Raw genomic sequence first — 17,582 nt, forward strand, 5'->3', positions numbered from 1 at the left:
CCGGCAGCTGTCACACGGTCAGCTCGGCGCCACCGCTGGCGGCATAGAGCGCCTGAGTATAGGGATCGCGAAAGGCGCCGTCATGCAGCGCCTCTGCCGGGGCGATCTCGACAATGCGCCCCTTGTTCATCACCGCCATACGGTCACACATGAAGCTGACAACCGGCAGGTTATGGGTGACCATCAGATAGGTCAGCCCCTGCGCATGGCGCAGCGCCTTCAGCAGGTTCAGGATCTCCGCCTGCACCGAAACATCCAGCGCCGAGGTCGGCTCATCCAGGAGCATCACCTTGGGCTCCAGCATCAGCGCCCGCGCAATCGCGACCCGCTGGCGCTGCCCACCGGACAGTTGATGCGGATAGCGAAAGCGGAACCGCTGGTCGAGGCCGACAGCGGCCAGTATCTCTGCCACGCGGGCGTCGCGCGCGCCGATGCCATGCACCCGCAGGGGCTCCCGGAGCACCCAGTCGACCGGTTTGCGCGGGTGCAATGATCCGTAGGGATCCTGAAACACCATCTGGCAGCTTCGCGAAAAGGCGCGATCAATCCCGTGGCTGCGCGGCTGACCCAGAACCGAGATCTCGCCGGTCCAGTCAGGCGCAAGCCCGGCAATCGCCTTCAGCACGGTGGATTTGCCAGATCCGCTTTCGCCGACCAGGGCAAAGCTCTCCCCCTCGGCCACATCCAGGGTGACGCCCTGCACCACCCTCGTGTCGCCGTAGGAAATATCGAGGTTTCTCAGAGATATCGCTGTCATGTGCCACTCCAGCTTGACCGGTCGAGCACAGGCAGTGTGTCGCGGGTTTCCTTCATCCGGGGCACCGCCGCCAGCAGGCCTTGGGTATAGGGGTGGCTGGCTTTGTGCAGATCAGCAGCGGCGCAGCTTTCGACCACGCGGCCTGCATTCATCACCATGATCCGGTCGCAGTAACGCGCCACCAGATTGAGATCATGGCTGATCAGGATCAGCCCCATGCCCTTATCCCGCACCAGATCGTCAATCAGATCCAGCACCTGCGCCTGTACCGAGACATCCAGCGCCGAAGTCGGTTCATCCGCAATCAGCAGATCCGGGCGCGGGATCAGCATCATCGCGATCATCACCCGCTGCCCCATGCCGCCCGAGACCTGATGCGGATACATCTGCGCCACCAGTTCGGGGTCGTTGATGCGCACCGCCTCCAGCATCTCCAGCACGCGGGCGCGGGTGTCGCGGCGGCTGAGACGTTCGTGGACATCCAGCGCCTCGGCGATCTGTGCGCCGATGGTCATCACCGGATTGAGCGAGAATTTCGGATCCTGCATGATCATCGAAATCCGCGCGCCGCGGATATTGCGCATCTGACGTTCGCTGAGTGTTTGCAGCTCCTGCCCCTCCAGCGCCAGCCGGTCCGCCGTCATCTGGCCCGGGCGGCGGATCAGTCGAAGGATCGCACGGCCGGTCATGGATTTGCCCGATCCGCTCTCGCCGACGATACCGAGGCGTTCGCGGCCCAATGTGAAGCTCAGCCCCTTGACCACCTCTACCCGCCCCTGGGGTGTCGGGAAGCTGACGCGGAGGTTGTCGACCTCCAGCAGGGGTGTGGACGTGGATTGGCTCATGACTTGCCCCCCTGTTTGGGGTCCAGCACATCGCGCAACCCGTCGCCAAGGAAACAAAAGCCAAGGCTGACCACGATGATGGCAATGCCGGGCATGGTCGCCACCCACCACTGGTCCAGAATGAACACCCGCCCGCGCGAGATCATCGCGCCCCATTCGGGCAGCGGCGGCTGCGCGCCCAGACCCAGAAACCCAAGACCCGCCGCCGTCAGAATGATCCCGGCCATATCCAGCGTCACCCGCACGATCATCGAGGAGGTACAGAGCGGCAGCACGTGGTGCAGGATGACCCGGCTGTGCGAAGCCCCCAGCAGGCGCGTCGCGGCGATAAATTCAGCGTTGCGGAAGGTCAGCGTTTCGGCCCGTGCGATGCGGGCATAGGCAGGCCATGCGGTGATTGCGATGGCGATGATCGCGTTTTCGATCCCCGGCCCCAAGGCGGCAACAAAGGCCAGCGCCAGGATCAGCTTGGGCATCGACAGGAAGACGTCCGTGATCCCCATCAGGATGCGGTCGATCCAGCCGCCGAAATAGCCCGAAATCGCTCCGATGATCAGCCCCAGCGGCGCCGAGATCACCGCCACCAGCGCCACGATCATCAGCGTGATGCGCGCGCCGTAAACCACGCGGGAGAAGATATCGCGCCCCAGCTCATCGGTGCCCATCCAATGGGCGGCAGAAGGCGGTAACAGGCGCGAGGACAGGTCCTGCCCCACCGGGCTATGCGGCGCGATCCAAGGCGCCAGCGCGGCTGCAAGAATAAGGATCGTGATGATCAGTGCCCCCAGCACCGCCAGCGGGTTGCGCATCAACGCCAGCGTCATACGATAGGCGCGCCCTGCGGTGGCCTGGGTCCGTGTGGTGGGGGAGTCGTCCAGCAACCAGTCGCGGCTCAGCATCACAGGCTCCTTGGATCAAGAACCCGGTACAGCACATCCGAGATCTTGTTGATGAAGATGAAGACCGCGCCAATCACCAGCGTCGAGCCAAGCACGGCATTCATATCCGCATTGAGCAGCGCCACGGTGAGGTAATTGCCGATGCCGGGCCAGCTGAACACCGTCTCAATCATCACCGACCCTTCCAGCAGAGCGGCATAAGAGAGGCCGATTACGGTGATCAGCGGCACCCGGATCGGTTTGAACCCATGCACCCAGATCACTTTCCATTCCGGCACGCCTTTGACGCGGGCGGTGGTGATGAACTCCTGACTGAGCTGGTCCAGCATGAAGCTGCGGGTCATGCGCGCGATATAGGCGAGGCTGAAAAACCCGAGGATGGCCGCAGGCAGCACCAGATGCGAGAGCGCGTTCCAGAACACCTCGGTGTCGCCGACCAGCAGACTGTCCACCAGCAGCAGGCCGGTGACCGGCTCAATCAGCCCATCATAGAAGATATCGACCCGCCCCGGTCCCGCGACCCAGCCCAGACCCGCATAAAACACCGCCAGACCAACCAGCCCCAGCCAGAAGGCGGGCACCGAATAGCCCAGCAGCGCAAAGACGCGGATGATCTGATCGACCCAGGTGCCCTGACGCGCGGCGGCCCAGACGCCCATGGGCACGCCCATCATCACACCAATCAGTATGCCAAGCGTGGCCATCTCCAGCGTGGCGGGAAACACCCGCGCGAGGTCGGACACGACGGGCCGGTTGGTGGAGACGGAACGCCCCAGATCGCCCTGAAACACATCGCCCACATAGGAGAAAAACTGGATCACCAGCGGCCGGTCCAGCCCCATGGCAACCCGCGCCGCGTCATATTGGTCCTGTGTGGCGCGGTCGCCGACCACGGACAGAACCGGATCAATCGGCACCACACGGCCAATGAAAAACGTGATCGCCAGAAGCCCGAGAAAGGTCAGCGTCGACACGATGGCAAAACCGGCAAGCCCCTGCCCCCAGCGCAGAATTGCGCGCCGTCTCTGTGCTGCTCTGGTCAAGATATCCTGCCCTCCACATGGTCGATCCGCACCGCATCCGATCGGCGGACGGTCGGCGCGACACCATCAGGCATAAATATTATTTTTCTCGATAGCAAAATTTTTTTGCTTCACAATAATTTTTTTCCTAAGCTGCCCGAAGCAAGCCCAAACCGAGAGCCACCGATGACCCCTGCCAGCCCTGCCGCCAAACCCGCCAAGACCCGCAGCAGCACGGGGCCGATGCTAGGCGCGCTGATCCGCAAGCGGCGCAAGCAGATGGGGCTGACGCTTCAGGCGCTTGGTGATACCGCCGGGGTGTCAGTGGGCTATCTGAGCCAGGTGGAGCGCGACAACGCCACCCCGACGCTGGGCACGCTGGCGCAGATTGCCGCAGCGCTGGAGGTGGGGCTGGAGTATTTCATCGCCACGCCCAAGCCGTCGGATGCGCTGACGCGGGCGGCAACGCGCACGCAGTTTTCACTGGCGGGATCGTCACTCACCTATGAGGCGCTCGGCGCGCAGTTTCCGGGCGCGGAGCTGTCCAGCTACATCCTGCATGTCCCGCCCGGATACGTCTCCGAAGAGGTCAGCCACGAGGGCGAAGAGATGCTTTATGTGCTGGAGGGCGAGATCGACCAGTCGCTGGACGGGCAGGTGTTCCGCCTTACCGCCGGCGACAGCCTGCATTACAGCGGCCTTACCTCACATTCCTGGAGCAATCCGACCGAACAGCCCGCGCGGCTGTTGTGGACCGGCACGCTCAGCGTTTTGCACAGCAAGAATACCCCCAACCTGCCGTGACCGGGATCGCTCCCCAGTGGGCAGAGCCGATGCGGCAAACAACAAGACATCAAAACAGGGAGACTGACATGAACCTCGTGAAATCCGCCTTGCTGGCCAGCGTGATGGCCCTGCCCCTGGCGAGCGGCGCTGTTGCAGATACGCCCGCCAATGCGCTGATCGTGGCGCAGAACATCGACGATATCGTCGCCATTGACCCCGCACAGGCCTATGAGTTCACCTCGGGCGAGCTGGTGACCAACCTCTACGACCGGCTGGTGCAATATGACGCCGAGGATCCCACCGTTCTGGCGCCGGGCCTTGCCAGCGCCTGGGACATCGACGCGGCAGCCAAGACCATCCGCTTTACCCTGCGCGATGATGCGGTGTTCCACTCGGGCAATCCGGTGCGCAGCGAGGACGTGGTGTTCTCGCTTGCCCGGGTGATCAAGCTGAACCTGACCCCCGCCTTTATTCTGGCGCAGCTGGGCTGGACGGCGGAGAATGTCGATCAGATGGTCACCGCAGATGGCAATAGCATCACCATCAAATACGAAGGCGATTTCTCACCCGCCTTTGTCATGAACGTACTGGCCGCCCGCCCCGCCTCGGTGGTGGACAAAGAGGTGGTGATCGCCAATGCCGTGGACGGTGACATGGGCAATGGCTGGCTGAATGAAAACGCCGCCGGCTCCGGCCCGTTCAAGCTGCAGGGCTACCGCCCGGCGCAGATGGTGCGGCTGGCGGCAAACCCCGCCTATTTCAAAGGCGCGCCGAAGATGGAGAGCGTCATCATCCGCCATGTGGCCGAGGCGGCGACGCAGGAACTGCTGCTGGAATCCGGCGATATCGACATGGCCCGCAACCTGACGCCCGATCAGATCCGCGGCTTTGACAGCGACGCCATCAAGGTGGAGACCTACCCGCAGGCCGCGGTACATTTCCTGTCCTTCAACCAGAAAACCGAAAGTCTGACCGATCCGGCCGTCTGGGAGGCCGCGCGCTATCTGGTGGATTACAAGGGGATGACCGATACCATCATCAACGGCCAGATGGAGATCCATCAGGCGTTCTGGCCCAAGGGCTTTCCCGGCTCCTACGATGAGACCCCGTTCGGCTATGACCCGGAGCGGGCCAAGTCCATCCTCAGCGACGCCGGGATCAAAACCCCGATCACCGTCTCGCTGGATGTGATCAATGCAGCCCCCTTTACCGATATGGCGCAGTCCCTACAGGCCAGCTTTGCCGACGCGGGGATCAACTTTGAAATCCTCCCCGGCACCGGCAGTCAGGTGATCACCAAATACCGCGAGCGCAGCCATGAGGCGATGCTGCTCTACTGGGGCCCGGATTTCATGGACCCGCATTCCAACGCCAAGGCCTTTGCCTATAATTCCGACAACTCGGACGACAGCTATGCGGCGACCACCACCTGGCGCAACGCCTGGGCTGTGCCGGAGGAAATGAACGCCAAGACCAAGGCCGCCCTCACCGAGGCAGATCCTGAAAAACGGCTGGAGATGTACCGCGAATTGCAGGCCGAGGTACAGCAAAGCTCCCCCATCGTGATCATGTTCCAGGCGGCCTATCAGGTGGCGATGGACGCGGATGTCTCCGGCTATGTGAACGGTGCGACCTCTGATTTTGTTTTCTACCGTCTGGTGGAAAAGAACTGATCCCCGGCGCCCCCTGGTGCCTAGTCCTGTCCCCTGTCTGACGGGGGCAGGCCGCTCGGGGCCGGTGCTGACATGAGCCGGCCCCCTTTTTCCAATGTCGACCGCAATCAAGACGCCCCGCCCCTCACAACCGGGCGCGCGGCAGGAGCCAGATAGATGACAACGCCCCCCTATGCAGACCGGCTGAACCGGCTGCGTCACCGCATGACAGAAACCGCCACCGATCTGGTGGTGCTAGGCCCCTCCAGCCATATGATGTGGCTGTCGGGTGTGAACCCCCATGGCGACGAACGCCCGGTGATGCTGATGGTCAGCCAGAGCCATGCGGGATTTCTGATGCCGGCGCTTAATGCTGATGCCGCGCGCACGGCAACCGACCTGCCATTTCGCTGCTGGTCGGATGACGAAGGCCCGGATGCGGCCCTTGCCACGCTGCTGAGCGACTGCGATGCCACAGCTGGCGGCCTGTCGGTGGTGCTGGATGAAACCATGCGCGCCGATTTTGCCCTGCGGGTTTTGGATGCGATGGACGCGCCCAGCCGCCGCTTTACCGATGATACAGTTGGCCTGCTGCGCGCGATGAAGGACGCCGCAGAATATGACGCGCTGAAGGCCGCGCATCTGTTGAATGATGCCGCCGTGACCGAAGCGTTCTCCCGTCTCGAAGAAGGCATGAGCGAGCTGGATGTGCAGGCCATCCTGCATGAATATTACAAGGCCCATGGCGCCAGCGCGGAATTCACTATCGTCGGCTTTGGCGCCAATGGCGCCTTCCCGCATCACCACACCGGGGACACAAGGCTGAGCCGCGATATGGCTGTGCTGATCGACACGGGATGCCGTCTGAATGGCTACCCCTCTGACATGACCCGCTGCGGCTGGTTCGGCACACCGGAAGCGGAATATGAGCAGGTGTTCGAAGTGGTCGAGGCCGCGGTAAAGGCAGCTGTTCAGGCGGCAAAACCCGGCGTGCGCGCCAGTGAGGTCGACCGTGCCGCCCGCGATACCATTGCCGCCGCCGGCTATGGGGCGCACTTCCTGCATCGCACCGGCCACGGGCTGGGCATCGACGTGCATGAACCGCCCTATATCACCGCGACATCGGAGGTTGAGCTGCGCGCAGGCAATGTGTTCTCCATCGAACCGGGGATTTACCTCAAGGACCGTTTCGGCGTGCGTCTGGAGGAGATCGTGATCCTGCGCGAAGATGGCGCCGAGATCCTGTCAGAGATGCCCCGCAGCATGCAGCGGCGCTGACTGATCAGGCTCCGAAAAAACGGTCGGCGCCCCGGTTTCTGGTGGCGCCGATCAGACTTCGCTCTCCAGCAGCTCGTCGATCAGGGACAGCAGCTCGATTGGTTCAAAGGGTTTGGTCAGCGAAGCCGTGGCCCCAAGATCACGTGACGTGACCAACAGATTCTCCAGCCCCGGGGCTTTGGTTGCACCGGACATTGAGATAACCGGCGGGATCTTGTGGCCCTCTCGGGCACGCCCCTGCAGGAAGGCAAGCAGGATCACGCCGCCATCCGGCACCGAACGGTTGTTTTTCTTTACGATCAGATCGGCGATTACCAGATCGAAGTCATATTCATCGTATTGAGCAATGGCCTGAGTTGCGTCCGCGCAGAAGATCGGGAAATGCCCGGCCCGCTCCAGCGAGACCTGCAACAGGTCGGCAAAAACCTCGTCGTCTTCGAGAACCAGAAGATTTGCCATCGCATTCCCTTTTCAAACGGACCAGTACCACATAACTGCGCCGAAACGCCGACCGGATTGCTGATGTTTCCCATGCCGCATCGGTTTTAACGGCCAGCCCGGGATTGATCAATTGTGTTGGCTGCGACAATTCGTTTTGATTGCAACTGTTGGTCGGTTTGATCCGACATTGCGCCCGGACAGGTGGTAGCCTGACGGCATCGGACCGGCGATATCAGGCGGGCAGCATCAGGCGGGCAGAGGCAAGGCGGAGCGTTCGAGACATGATCAGACAGGTTTGGCGCGGCGTGGCCTTACTGGCGGTTCTTGCCATAGCCCCGCCCGTGTGGTCGCAGCAGGCCCCGGAGCCGTTCCGGATCGGTGTGCTGCCGATCCCGCCTTTCGCGCAGCTGGATCCTGATGGGCAGGCAAACGGGTTCCTGGTTGAGCTCGCCGAGGAGATCGCGGGCGAACTCGGCACCGGCATCACGCTGGTTCCGCTGTCCACCAGCCGCGAGTTCGTCGAGTCACAGGCCACCGGGCGGACCGATATGATCGCGGGCATTGCACAGCTGCCCGCACTGCGTGACACCAATGTGTTTTCCCGCAGCATTTCGCGTGAAACCCTGCGCCCGATGGTCCGTATCGCACAGGCGCAATCCCTCTCGACCACCTCGCTCAGCGGCAGGCGGGTGGGCATCGTGCCCCCGGCTGTCGGATCGGAGCAGCAGGCCTTTCTCGCGCGCAACACGGCCGTGGAGTTCGAGTCACCGGAGGCCGCAATCATGGCGCTGCTGTCAGAGCGGGTTGACGCCGTGCTGATCCCGGAGCCCGTCGCTTTCAACATCGCGAAACTGGCGTCCGTTGATGGCCGGGTCAGCTTCCTGAACCCGCCCTTGCGGCAGTTCGAGAGGTTCATCGCCCTGCATCAAAGCCGTGCCGACCTGCTGCCTGACATCGAAGCCGCGCTGGACCGGATCGAAGGCGACCGTCGACTAGATAATCTGCTGCGCAAGTATTTTCTGGACATTCCACTGCCCGCCCCCGAGGTGCTTCGCGTCGGCGTGCGCCACGCGCCGCCCTATCAGGTGATCGAACCGGATGGCAGCTTTTCAGGTTTTGGCGTCGAGACCCTACGCGATCTGGCAGGGCGCACCGGGCTGAAACTGGCATTCCACAGCATCAGCGACGACGACTGGCGGCGTGGGCCGCAGTCGGACACCTACGATATCCTGCCCGCCGCCAGCATCACGACCGAACGTTCTGCAAGGATGGATTTTGCCCATCCCATTCTGGCCACGGATCAATCCGTCTTTACCCGTCCGGCGGATGCCGCAGAGCTGAGGCGGCCCGAGGATTTGCAAGGGCGCCGCATCGGCCTGCGCTCAGACAACGCAGCCGCGATCGCGCTGGCAACCGCCAATGGCTGGACCATCGTTGCGATGGCAGAGGCCAGGGACCTGCTGGCGGCGTTGCAGGATCGGCGGATCGACGCGGTGATCTATCAATCTGACACCCTGCCCCTGGCGGCGGCGCGATGGGGCGATCCTGAGAGCATAACCGAGGCGCTCCCCGCGCTGCTGACCACGGAACGCGCTGCCGCGCTGCGCTTTGGTCTGGGCGAAATCCGCGACAAGCTGGATCTGGCCCTGCCGCAATATCTGGTGTCCGCCGATTACGCCGAGCTGCGCCGTCAGTATTTTGAACCGGCAGTGTTCTGGACCTCGGACCGGCTTGCGCTGCTGGGCTATGGTCTTGTGGGCGGTGTTCTGGGCCTGCTGGGTATTCTTGGCACCGGCCAATTGCGCGCCCGACGTCGCACCGCCGCTGAAAAGGCCAGACAAGCCGCTGAAGTGGCCGAGATCCGCGACGAGCTGGAAACCGTGCTGAATGCCGCCACCAGCGGTATTGTCGCACTGGATCGCGACGGCCAGATCATTCGCATCAACCGCCGCGCCCGTCGCATGTTGGGGGGTGTCTCGCAACCGGTGCCCTTCGCCTGGCCGCAGGATATCTATTTTCTCGACAGTGAAAGCAACACCCCGCTTGAAGACAGCGCCGACCCGATCCGCCGCGCCCGCTCAGGCCATGTGTTGACCGGTGAAACCCATCTGCTGCGCCGCCACGCCGACAGCGAGGACTATCGCTATGTCCGCGTCACAAGCGCCGTTCTGGACAATGAGGAACACGGTATCTCGCTGGTTCTTGTGATCGACGATATTTCCAGCGAAGAACGCAACCGACTGGCAAGCGAACGCAAGAATCGGCTGGATGCCCTCGGCCAATTCACCGGCGGGATCGCTCATGATTTCAACAATCTGCTGGCCTCCATGCTCTACGCCGTAGAACTGGCGCGCAGCTCCGAGACGCCGGACAGCAGGGCGCGGTTTCTCAACATTGCAGCTGGCGCAATCGACAAGGGCCGCGCGCTCACAGCTCGGCTGCTGGCTTTTGCCAAACGCCAGCCGGGGCTTGCCATGGCCAAACCTGTCGATGAGGTTTTTGCAGATTTCGAGGAGCTGATCGGCTCCATGATCGAGGAACGGATCCAGCTCGCCTGCGATCCGGTTGACCCCGGATTGCGGGTCTATTGTGATCCGGCCCAGCTGGAAACGGCACTGATGAATCTGGTGCTGAACAGCCGGGATGCGATACTGCACAGCGGTCGCGGTGACAGGATCACCCTGACGGCCCGCGCGGTGCTCTCGACCGATGACGACCTAGACGCAGACCAGCGCGATCATGACAACAGCGCCGCACCCGGCTCAGAACCCGGCATCTATCGCTACGTGGAACTGTCGGTCACCGACAATGGCCCCGGCATGGACGAGGCAACGGTGGCCCGCTGCACCGACCCGTTCTTCACCACCAAAGGCAGCGTTGCGGGCACCGGGCTGGGCCTGTCGATGGTCTACGGCTTTGCCCGCAATGCCAATGGTGATCTCAGGATCTATTCCGAACCCGGCATCGGCACCACCGTGCAAATGATCCTGCCGCGCGGGACCGAACAGGGCGAGCGTGAAGCGCCCGTCAGCGACGGTGCGGCGATCCGCGGCAATGGCGAGACCATTCTTCTGGCGGAGGACGAACCCGAGCTGCTGTCGATGATGAGCGGCGTGCTGGAGGAGCTTGGCTATCAGGTGCTTGCGACGTCATCGGCGCAGCAGGCGCTGGATCTGGCAGGGCGTGAGGCGTCTATTGATCTGCTGCTGACCGATGTGGTGATGCCGGGCTCCATCAGTGGTTTTGAACTGGCCCGCTGCATCCGCGCCCTGCGACCGGGCGTCCCGGTTGTCTACACGTCGGGCTACATCGGTTTCACCGCCGCCGAGATGGGCCCGGTTGAGGCCCCGCTCCTGCAGAAACCTTCGCACCCGCACGATCTGGCAGCCACCGTGGCAGCCGCACTGGGGCGGGGCGCCACCGCCTGAGTGCCCGCCCCAGCTAAGCACCACCCGGCGCTCGATCCCGACACGCATAGGTCTGCCATAAGCTGAGGCAGGCAACCACCGCTGCCTGCCTCAATGGATCGCAGTTGATCTACATTTGCCGCGCCTGATATGGCCGCTCATGCCCGTGGCGTTGAGCTGGCGCTAGGCCCGGGCGGCGACAGCGCCCGGTTCCGGCCGCGCGGCGGCTTCTGAGGGGGCCATCGACGGGCGCACCCATCTGAGCCGCAGCGCGTTGGTCAGGACAAAAACGCTCGACAAGGCCATCGCCCCGGCGGCCAGCACCGGCGACAGAAGCGGTCCACCGAACGGGTAGAGCACCCCCGCTGCAACCGGGATCAACAGGGTGTTATAGCCAAACGCCCAGAACAGGTTCTGACGAATATTCTTCATGGTCCGCTGCGACAGGTTGAACGCATTCACGACCCCGGTCAGATCGCCCGACATCAGGACAACATCGGCAGCTTCGATGGCGACATCGGTGCCAGTGCCAATGGCGATGCCAACATCGGCGGCAGCCAGGGCGGGCGCGTCGTTTATCCCATCGCCGACAAAGGCCAGTTTGCCGCTCCCCATGCGCAGATCGTCCAGCGCGGCAACCTTGCCTTCGGGCAGAACCTCGGCCACCACATGATCAATCCCAAGATCCGCAGCGATCGCTTTTGCGGTGACCGCATTGTCGCCGGTGATCATCGCCACCTTCAGCCCAAGCCGGTGAAGCTCCGCGATGGCCTGCGGGGTGGTGGGCTTTACTGGGTCGGCCACTGCGATCACGGCGGCAATCTTGCCGTCGATGGCGGCAAAGAGCGGTGTTTTCCCCTTGCCCGCCAGCGCCCTGCCCTGCTCGGCGAGGGCGCCAAGTTCCACGCCGTCCCGGACCATCAGCCTGTCGGCACCAACAAGCACCTGATGCCCGTCAACCTCCGCCCTCACCCCATAGCCGGTGATGGACTGAAAGGATGTCGTTGCAGGTATCTGAAGCCCGCGCGACTGGGCGGCTTGCACGATGGCCTCGGCGATCGGGTGTTCGGAGTGCTGCTCCACTGCGGCAACCAGCGCCAGCACATCGGTTTCCTGTCGGCCCTCCGCCAGTCTCAGATCCGTAAGCGCCGGTTTCCCCGCTGTCAGCGTGCCGGTCTTGTCCAGCGCCACAACGGTGGTTTCCTGCAGCATTTGCAGCGCATCGCCCTTGCGGAACAGGACACCCAGTTCTGCGGCGCGCCCGGTGCCAACCATGATCGAGGTTGGCGTGGCCAGCCCCATCGCGCAGGGGCAGGCGATGATCAGCACCGCAACACCCGCAACCAGAGCCAGGCTCAACGCCGGATCCGGCCCGAACAGGAACCAGATCGCAACCGTCAGCGCCGCAACCGCGATGACAGCAGGGACGAACCAATGTGTGATCCGATCCACAAGTCCCTGAATAGGCAATTTCGCACCCTGCGCCTGTTCCACCATGCGGATGATCTGGGCCAGCATGGTGTCGCTGCCGACCTTCTCGGCCCGGAACGTCAGCGCACCTGTGCCATTGACGGTCGCACCGACGACCTGCGCGCCCTCGGTCTTTTCAACCGGGACCGGTTCGCCGGTGATCATGCTTTCGTCGACATAGGAGGCCCCGCTGAGCACAACCCCGTCCACGGCGATCTTTTGCCCGGGGCGCACATGCACGGTATCGCCCGCCACGATGTCGTCGATTGGCCGTTCCACGACCCTGCCGTCACGTTCAACCCGCGCGGTTTTTGCCTGCAATCCCACAAGTTTGCGGATCGCTTCACCGGTCCGGCCCTTGGCCCGTGCTTCCAGCAGACGACCCAGCAGGATGAGGACGACGATAACCGCCGCCGCCTCGTAATAAACATTGGCGGTGCCCGTCGGCAGGACATCGGGCGCAAATGTGGACACCAGAGAAAACCCGAAAGCGGCCGAGGTTCCCAGCGCAACAAGCGAGTTCATATCCGGTGCCCCCTTGAACAGCGCCGGGAAGCCTTTGGTATAGAACTGCAAGCCCGGTCCGAACAGCACAATCAGGGTCAATGCAAACTGGAGGTAATAGCTGGTCTGCAACCCGATAGTAGAGGAGATCAGGTGGTGCATCCCCGGAATGACATGGCTGCCCATTTCTATGATGAACACCGGCAGGGCAAGCGCCGCGGCCAACAGGGTGCGTCGTGCCAGACTGCGGATTTCCTCCGCTTTCCGGTCCTGCTGGTCAGACATCTCCGCCGATTTCACCTGCGCCGGGTAGCCCGCTTCGGTGGCGAGGGCTGCAATTTCTGCCGGGGTGATCGCCGCCGCCGCATAGCGGATCGTGGCCGTCTCTGCCGCCAGATTGACGGATGCGGTCAGCACACCATCACCGCTCTGCAATGCCCGCTCCACACGACCGACGCAGGACGCGCAGGACATATCCGCAATCTCCAGCGTGACTTCCTCGGTCACGGCGGGATAGCCTGCCCCCTCCAGAACATCGGCCAGATCCGCAGCCGTGACATTTGCATCATGGCTGACGCGGGCGCTTTCGCTCGCCAGATTGACGGTCGCCTCCGATACACCGGGGACGGCCGCCAGCGCACGCTCCACGCGGCCCACGCAGGAGGCGCAATTCATGCCCGTAATTTGAAATCGGGTAGTAAGATTTTCCGTCATGACAACACCAATAAACTCTATGTTGCTGCTGATGTAGGGTCTCCAGCGACTGGAAGGTCAATACCAGAGTTGCAGTTTTTCGCCCTCACCGGCAATACGCCCAAAGCGGCACTGACCCGCCGGTGCAGACACCTCCCCCCTTAACCGCACCAGCCAAGGGTCTGGCCGGAGCGGTCTGTTCTGCTGCGGACGTGTTTCGTCATCTGACACGCAGCCAGGTCTTCATACCGGCGGCCTGATGCGAAAGCATGTGACAATGCAGCAGCCAGTCGCCCGGATTATCCGCGATAAAGGCGATTTCGCGGGTTTCCTGACGTGCCATCAGCAGGGTGTCCTTCAGCGGGCCGAAACCTCCGTCTGGCAGCACCTCCTGGAAATGTGTGCCATGCAGATGGATCGCATGGGGAAAGGCGGTGTTGTTCTGGATAGGGATCCGGATGATTTCGCTTCTCTCGGCTGTCACCATCGGTTCGGCCGGCAACCCTGCCTCGCCATTGAATGTCCAGATCTGCCCGGCCGCGACCAGCTCGCGCGATGTCAGCAGTTCCCCCTTGTAACGGCCCTGGCGCAGACCGCCCATCGCGCCTCCCTCCATGACCAAAGGGACACTGCGCGCCTCTGTCAGACTGTCCAGCCGTGTGACCGGATTGTCCGGCAATGCCGCAACCGCGCCGCGCGCGGCGTCGGCATGACGGCCGCTTACGTCGATCTCCTGCAACAGATAACCGGTCTCGCCTTCATGGAGAACGATCTGGACGTTCTCACCCGGTGCCGCCGAAACATCCGCGATGATATCCAGCCGTTCCGCCGGCCCCAGAACCATGATGCCGGGATCCTCGGGGGTTTGCAGCGGCATCCCGTCGCGGGCGACAATCCTGCCGGTCACGCCACGCAGCGATACCGCCATGATCCTGTCCGTCGCCACATTGACGAGCCGCAGCCTGAGGCGCTGATTTTGCTGAACCTCAGAGACCTGCGGCGTCAAGGCGGCATGGATGAAATTGCCCAGCCGCCCCGCGTGGGTCCAATCGTGCATCGCGCCGAAATCATCGGTGATCTGCGCCGTCTCGCTCAGACGCCAGTCATCAAGGACAACCACGATATCCTGGTCAATATCCGGGGCGTCGGCCTCATCGACAACCAACACGCCGTAGAGCCCCCGCGCCACCTGTTCGGTCGACTGATTGTGCGAATGATACCAATAGGTCCCCGCATCCCTCATCGGAAATTCATAGAGAAACCCATCGCCGGGCAGGACGGCATCCTGTGTCATCCCGGGCACGCCATCCATGGCATTGGGAACCCGCAGCCCATGCCAATGTACGGCTGTTGGCTGCGGCAGGCTGTTGGTCAGGCGGACCTGCAGCAGCTCGTCCTGGCGGGCACGGATGAGGGGGCCGGGCACGGTGCCATCAAACCCCCAGACTTCTGTCTCCGGGTGGTCGCCAAATTCCGGCGGCACCAGCTGCACGCGGCTTGGTCTCGCTTCAAGAAGGCGCGGCGCGGCAGCCGCAGCGCTGGTCCGGGGCCAAAGCGCCATGGCACTGGCGCCCCCCAGGAATTGTCGGCGGTTAAGGATCATACCGTCTCTCCTTCTGTCTCTGGAACTGCTGTTCGGCGCGCTCATCACACACCGGACTGGTCATCAAGCAGGTAAGTCGCCATGGCCCTGCGGTCCGTGTCGGTCAGGAATGCGGTTCCATATAGGACAACTTCGCCCATCGTCCCGCCAAAGACGTCGCCATCCGGCATCACCCCCGTACCAAGGGCATAGGCCAGGCTGTCGACGCTCCAACCGCGTGCCAGAAGAGATGGGGGATCAATGGCAGGCGCCTTTCCTCCCCCCGGCAAGGCATCATTGCCCTTGAAACGTGCGGTGCCCGTCTTCCGCGCGCCGAGTAGATTGCGGCCCGTATGACAGGCGCCACAATGCGCGGCCCCCTCGACCAGCAGCCGACCACGTGACCATAGATCATCCTTTCCGGCGACCGGATCTGTCCGCGGCGGTTCAAGAAACGCCAGACGCCAGATCTTCAGCCCCCATCGCTGGTCGAAGGGAAACGCCATTTCCGGCGGCCTCGATGGCTGCGCCACCGGGGGAACGGTCTGAAATGCCGCCCAGAGATCGGCAATATCCTGATCGGTGAAATTACCGTAGAACGGGTAGGGAAACGCCGGATAATAGGGCTGCCCCTCCGGAGACACGCCTTGGCGAACAGCCTTGGCAAAGACGTCGACCGTCCAGCTGCCCAGCCCATGATCGCGATCCGACGTGAGGTTGGGCGCGTAGAGATCCCCGAACGGCGTTTCGATCTTCGCCCCACCCGCAAGCGCTGCGCCACCGTTGGAAAAATCTGTATGGCACGCAATACATCCCGACGCCCTTGCCAGATAGGCTCCGCGGGCGACATCGCCGTCCAGATCAAGCGCACTCGGCCTCGTGCCGATCGGCCAGGCCGCCACCGCGGCAAGCCCGGCCGACACCGTCACCGAGGCGGCAAGGAGATAACGAAACATATGTCTCCCCCTCTCACTCTTTACGAAAACGGGTGTGACAGGCCGAACAGGTTTGGCTCAGCATGGTGAAGACAGCATCGGCAGGCATCTGCTGCAGGGCCTCGGCGCTTCGCGGTCCCCCCATCGTCTGACCGCCCATCATGCCTCCTGCTCCCATCGCAGTGGCCCCCATCATCGCCCCGCTCGACATCATTCCCGTCCCCTCGGCACCGGCCATCATCAAGCCGTTCTCGGCTGCCAGGGCCAGACCTTCGGAATAGGTCTCCAATTGCAGCGCAAGATCGGCAAACCCCTCCCAATCGGCCCAAATCTCGGGTTTGGCGTCTGAAGGATGCCCGTCGGATCCCGTGGGAAACAGCCCCGTCAGGACCTCCCCTGCGTGGGTCTGAATTGTCTGCGCCTCTTCGCGAACCACCGCAGCATCATAGGGCGTCTGCCCCTGCATCATCGGCGCCAGCAGCTTCATGCTGGCTTTCATGGCATCCATGCCATCCATTCGTTCTTTTACAACGCCTGTGGCGCCGCTATGCGCATAGGCAGCCACGGAAATGAGCGACGCCAATGCAGCGCCGGTAAGCAGTTTGGAACATGTCATCTTGTTTTCCCGATTGAGGTCCAGAATGCGCGTCACATGCGCAGGATCAGTCTTCAGGACCGGCCACGCGGCGGCGGTGGTTCAAACCCGGTGATGGCCAGCGGTCGCAGCAGCATCAACGGCAGATCAGGACGAAAGTTCCGCGGATCGGGCTGCATCGACGGCCAGCTGCCCAACAGAACCGCACCCCCACCACAAAGCGAGCTGCCATGACAATGATCCGCAGGGCGGCTACCCGCCACATCTTGATCCATGTCCTGAACCGAGACCGCGATCTGCGCCTCCCCGCCGGCACTATGGGCCTCTGCCCGATTTGCCGACAGGACAAGCGCCGCTATCAGCAGGCAGGCCGCCAGCAGCACGGAGCCGATTGCCGATCTGGCCCCGGTTGCAACTCCGGCTCCGGTTTCTACTCTGGAAAAGAGGCACAAGGCTCCGTTCATCCCATTGTCGCGGCCAGGTTCAGCGGCTGAAACAAAGATGCCCGCCCCCGCCGTTGCGGTCAAGCGTTCGGGCGGCGGGGTTTTCCGCGCTGATGTGTACCGCTTTGGTTTGGCGCGCTCCGTTTCATGATTGGTATGATAGCCGTGGGCGCTGGGGCGCTATTTTGCTTCGGTAGTGCATCCAGTGCCTGTGCCTGAACGCGAAGATCCCCGCCGGAGCGAGGTTTAAGGTTGTGATATTTCATCGAGGCG

The 17,582-nt window shown here is 62.9% G+C and carries 14 protein-coding genes; 4 read left to right on the top strand and 10 right to left on the bottom strand.

The genetic code is table 11. The features are described 5' to 3' along the window. Window positions 1–10: 10 nt before the first annotated feature. From VWY60_RS14445 to VWY60_RS14460, 4 genes are read right to left on the bottom strand one after another with little or no spacing between them, the layout of a single operon-like run. Window positions 11–757 (bottom strand): ABC transporter ATP-binding protein, encoded by a 747-nt coding sequence (locus VWY60_RS14445; RefSeq protein ID WP_340547488.1) that lies wholly within the window; start codon window positions 755–757, stop codon window positions 11–13. Then, window positions 754–1,602, bottom strand: coding sequence for an ABC transporter ATP-binding protein (locus VWY60_RS14450; protein ID WP_340547489.1), 849 nt, complete (start codon window positions 1,600–1,602; stop codon window positions 754–756). Before VWY60_RS14450 ends, VWY60_RS14445 begins: the two co-directional genes overlap by 4 nt. Next, entirely contained in the window at window positions 1,599–2,501 is a 903-nt protein-coding gene (locus VWY60_RS14455; RefSeq protein ID WP_416540923.1) for an ABC transporter permease, read from the bottom strand. The genes VWY60_RS14450 and VWY60_RS14455 overlap by 4 nt, the downstream gene beginning before the upstream one ends. Further along, window positions 2,501–3,544 (bottom strand): ABC transporter permease, encoded by a 1,044-nt coding sequence (locus tag VWY60_RS14460; RefSeq protein WP_416540924.1) that lies wholly within the window; start codon window positions 3,542–3,544, stop codon window positions 2,501–2,503. Before VWY60_RS14460 ends, VWY60_RS14455 begins: the two co-directional genes overlap by 1 nt. 165 nt (window positions 3,545–3,709) lie before the next feature. On the opposite strand from VWY60_RS14460, the gene VWY60_RS14465 reads away from it, so the two are divergent. The 3 genes from VWY60_RS14465 (at window position 3,710) to VWY60_RS14475 (ending at window position 7,239) form a co-directional block, all read left to right on the top strand. Then, entirely contained in the window at window positions 3,710–4,327 is a 618-nt protein-coding gene (locus tag VWY60_RS14465; RefSeq protein WP_374015532.1) for a helix-turn-helix domain-containing protein, read from the top strand. A 68-nt stretch (window positions 4,328–4,395) separates the two neighbouring features. Then, window positions 4,396–5,982, top strand: coding sequence for an ABC transporter substrate-binding protein (locus VWY60_RS14470; RefSeq protein WP_416540925.1), 1,587 nt, complete (start codon window positions 4,396–4,398; stop codon window positions 5,980–5,982). Window positions 5,983–6,138: 156 nt separating this feature from the next. Further along, window positions 6,139–7,239 (top strand): M24 family metallopeptidase, encoded by a 1,101-nt coding sequence (locus tag VWY60_RS14475; RefSeq protein ID WP_416540926.1) that lies wholly within the window; start codon window positions 6,139–6,141, stop codon window positions 7,237–7,239. Window positions 7,240–7,290: 51 nt separating this feature from the next. On the opposite strand, the gene VWY60_RS14480 is transcribed toward VWY60_RS14475, so the two are convergent. Then, a complete protein-coding gene (locus tag VWY60_RS14480) occupies window positions 7,291–7,698 on the bottom strand; it encodes a response regulator transcription factor (protein WP_416540927.1) in 408 nt (135 codons plus the stop codon). A gap of 263 nt (window positions 7,699–7,961) precedes the next feature. Here VWY60_RS14480 and VWY60_RS14485 point away from each other — a divergent pair, with 263 nt between their 5' ends. Continuing rightward, window positions 7,962–11,108 (top strand): transporter substrate-binding domain-containing protein, encoded by a 3,147-nt coding sequence (locus VWY60_RS14485; protein WP_416540928.1) that lies wholly within the window; start codon window positions 7,962–7,964, stop codon window positions 11,106–11,108. Between the two features lie 162 nt (window positions 11,109–11,270). Here VWY60_RS14485 and VWY60_RS14490 read toward each other — a convergent pair whose 3' ends face one another. The 5 genes from VWY60_RS14490 to VWY60_RS14510 form a co-directional block, all read right to left on the bottom strand. Then, window positions 11,271–13,775 carry a heavy metal translocating P-type ATPase gene (locus VWY60_RS14490; RefSeq protein ID WP_416540929.1) on the bottom strand — a complete coding sequence of 835 codons (2,505 nt, stop codon included), beginning with the start codon at window positions 13,773–13,775 and terminating at the stop codon, window positions 11,271–11,273. Between the two features lie 199 nt (window positions 13,776–13,974). Beyond that, on the bottom strand, window positions 13,975–15,357 hold the full coding sequence (locus VWY60_RS14495; RefSeq protein WP_416540930.1) for a multicopper oxidase family protein: 1,383 nt from the start codon (window positions 15,355–15,357) through the stop codon (window positions 13,975–13,977). A 44-nt stretch (window positions 15,358–15,401) separates the two neighbouring features. Further along, window positions 15,402–16,292, bottom strand: coding sequence for a c-type cytochrome (locus VWY60_RS14500; RefSeq protein WP_416540931.1), 891 nt, complete (start codon window positions 16,290–16,292; stop codon window positions 15,402–15,404). A 13-nt stretch (window positions 16,293–16,305) separates the two neighbouring features. After that, window positions 16,306–16,887, bottom strand: coding sequence for a c-type cytochrome (locus tag VWY60_RS14505; protein ID WP_416540932.1), 582 nt, complete (start codon window positions 16,885–16,887; stop codon window positions 16,306–16,308). Window positions 16,888–16,940: 53 nt separating this feature from the next. Further along, window positions 16,941–17,330, bottom strand: coding sequence for a hypothetical protein (locus tag VWY60_RS14510; RefSeq protein ID WP_416540933.1), 390 nt, complete (start codon window positions 17,328–17,330; stop codon window positions 16,941–16,943). Between the last annotated feature and the right edge of the window lie 252 nt (window positions 17,331–17,582).

Source organism: Phaeobacter sp. JH20_26 (genome assembly GCF_048056275.1).
In the GTDB taxonomy this organism is placed as follows: Bacteria; Pseudomonadota; Alphaproteobacteria; order Rhodobacterales; family Rhodobacteraceae; genus Phaeobacter; species Phaeobacter bryozoorum.

Excerpts from the sequence above, each read along its gene's own strand:
- VWY60_RS14445 (WP_340547488.1), bottom strand. The coding sequence starts at position 757 with ATGACAGCGATATCTCTGAGAAACCTCGATATTTCCTACGGCGACACG.
- VWY60_RS14450 (WP_340547489.1), bottom strand. The coding sequence starts at position 1,602 with ATGAGCCAATCCACGTCCACACCCCTGCTGGAGGTCGACAACCTCCGC.
- VWY60_RS14455 (WP_416540923.1), bottom strand. The coding sequence starts at position 2,501 with ATGCTGAGCCGCGACTGGTTGCTGGACGACTCCCCCACCACACGGACC.
- VWY60_RS14465 (WP_374015532.1), top strand. The coding sequence starts at position 3,710 with ATGACCCCTGCCAGCCCTGCCGCCAAACCCGCCAAGACCCGCAGCAGC.
- VWY60_RS14470 (WP_416540925.1), top strand. The coding sequence starts at position 4,396 with ATGAACCTCGTGAAATCCGCCTTGCTGGCCAGCGTGATGGCCCTGCCC.
- VWY60_RS14475 (WP_416540926.1), top strand. The coding sequence starts at position 6,139 with ATGACAACGCCCCCCTATGCAGACCGGCTGAACCGGCTGCGTCACCGC.
- VWY60_RS14480 (WP_416540927.1), bottom strand. The coding sequence starts at position 7,698 with ATGGCAAATCTTCTGGTTCTCGAAGACGACGAGGTTTTTGCCGACCTG.
- VWY60_RS14485 (WP_416540928.1), top strand. The coding sequence starts at position 7,962 with ATGATCAGACAGGTTTGGCGCGGCGTGGCCTTACTGGCGGTTCTTGCC.
- VWY60_RS14490 (WP_416540929.1), bottom strand. The coding sequence starts at position 13,775 with ATGACGGAAAATCTTACTACCCGATTTCAAATTACGGGCATGAATTGC.
- VWY60_RS14495 (WP_416540930.1), bottom strand. The coding sequence starts at position 15,357 with ATGATCCTTAACCGCCGACAATTCCTGGGGGGCGCCAGTGCCATGGCG.
- VWY60_RS14500 (WP_416540931.1), bottom strand. The coding sequence starts at position 16,292 with ATGTTTCGTTATCTCCTTGCCGCCTCGGTGACGGTGTCGGCCGGGCTT.
- VWY60_RS14505 (WP_416540932.1), bottom strand. The coding sequence starts at position 16,887 with ATGACATGTTCCAAACTGCTTACCGGCGCTGCATTGGCGTCGCTCATT.
- VWY60_RS14510 (WP_416540933.1), bottom strand. The coding sequence starts at position 17,330 with ATGAACGGAGCCTTGTGCCTCTTTTCCAGAGTAGAAACCGGAGCCGGA.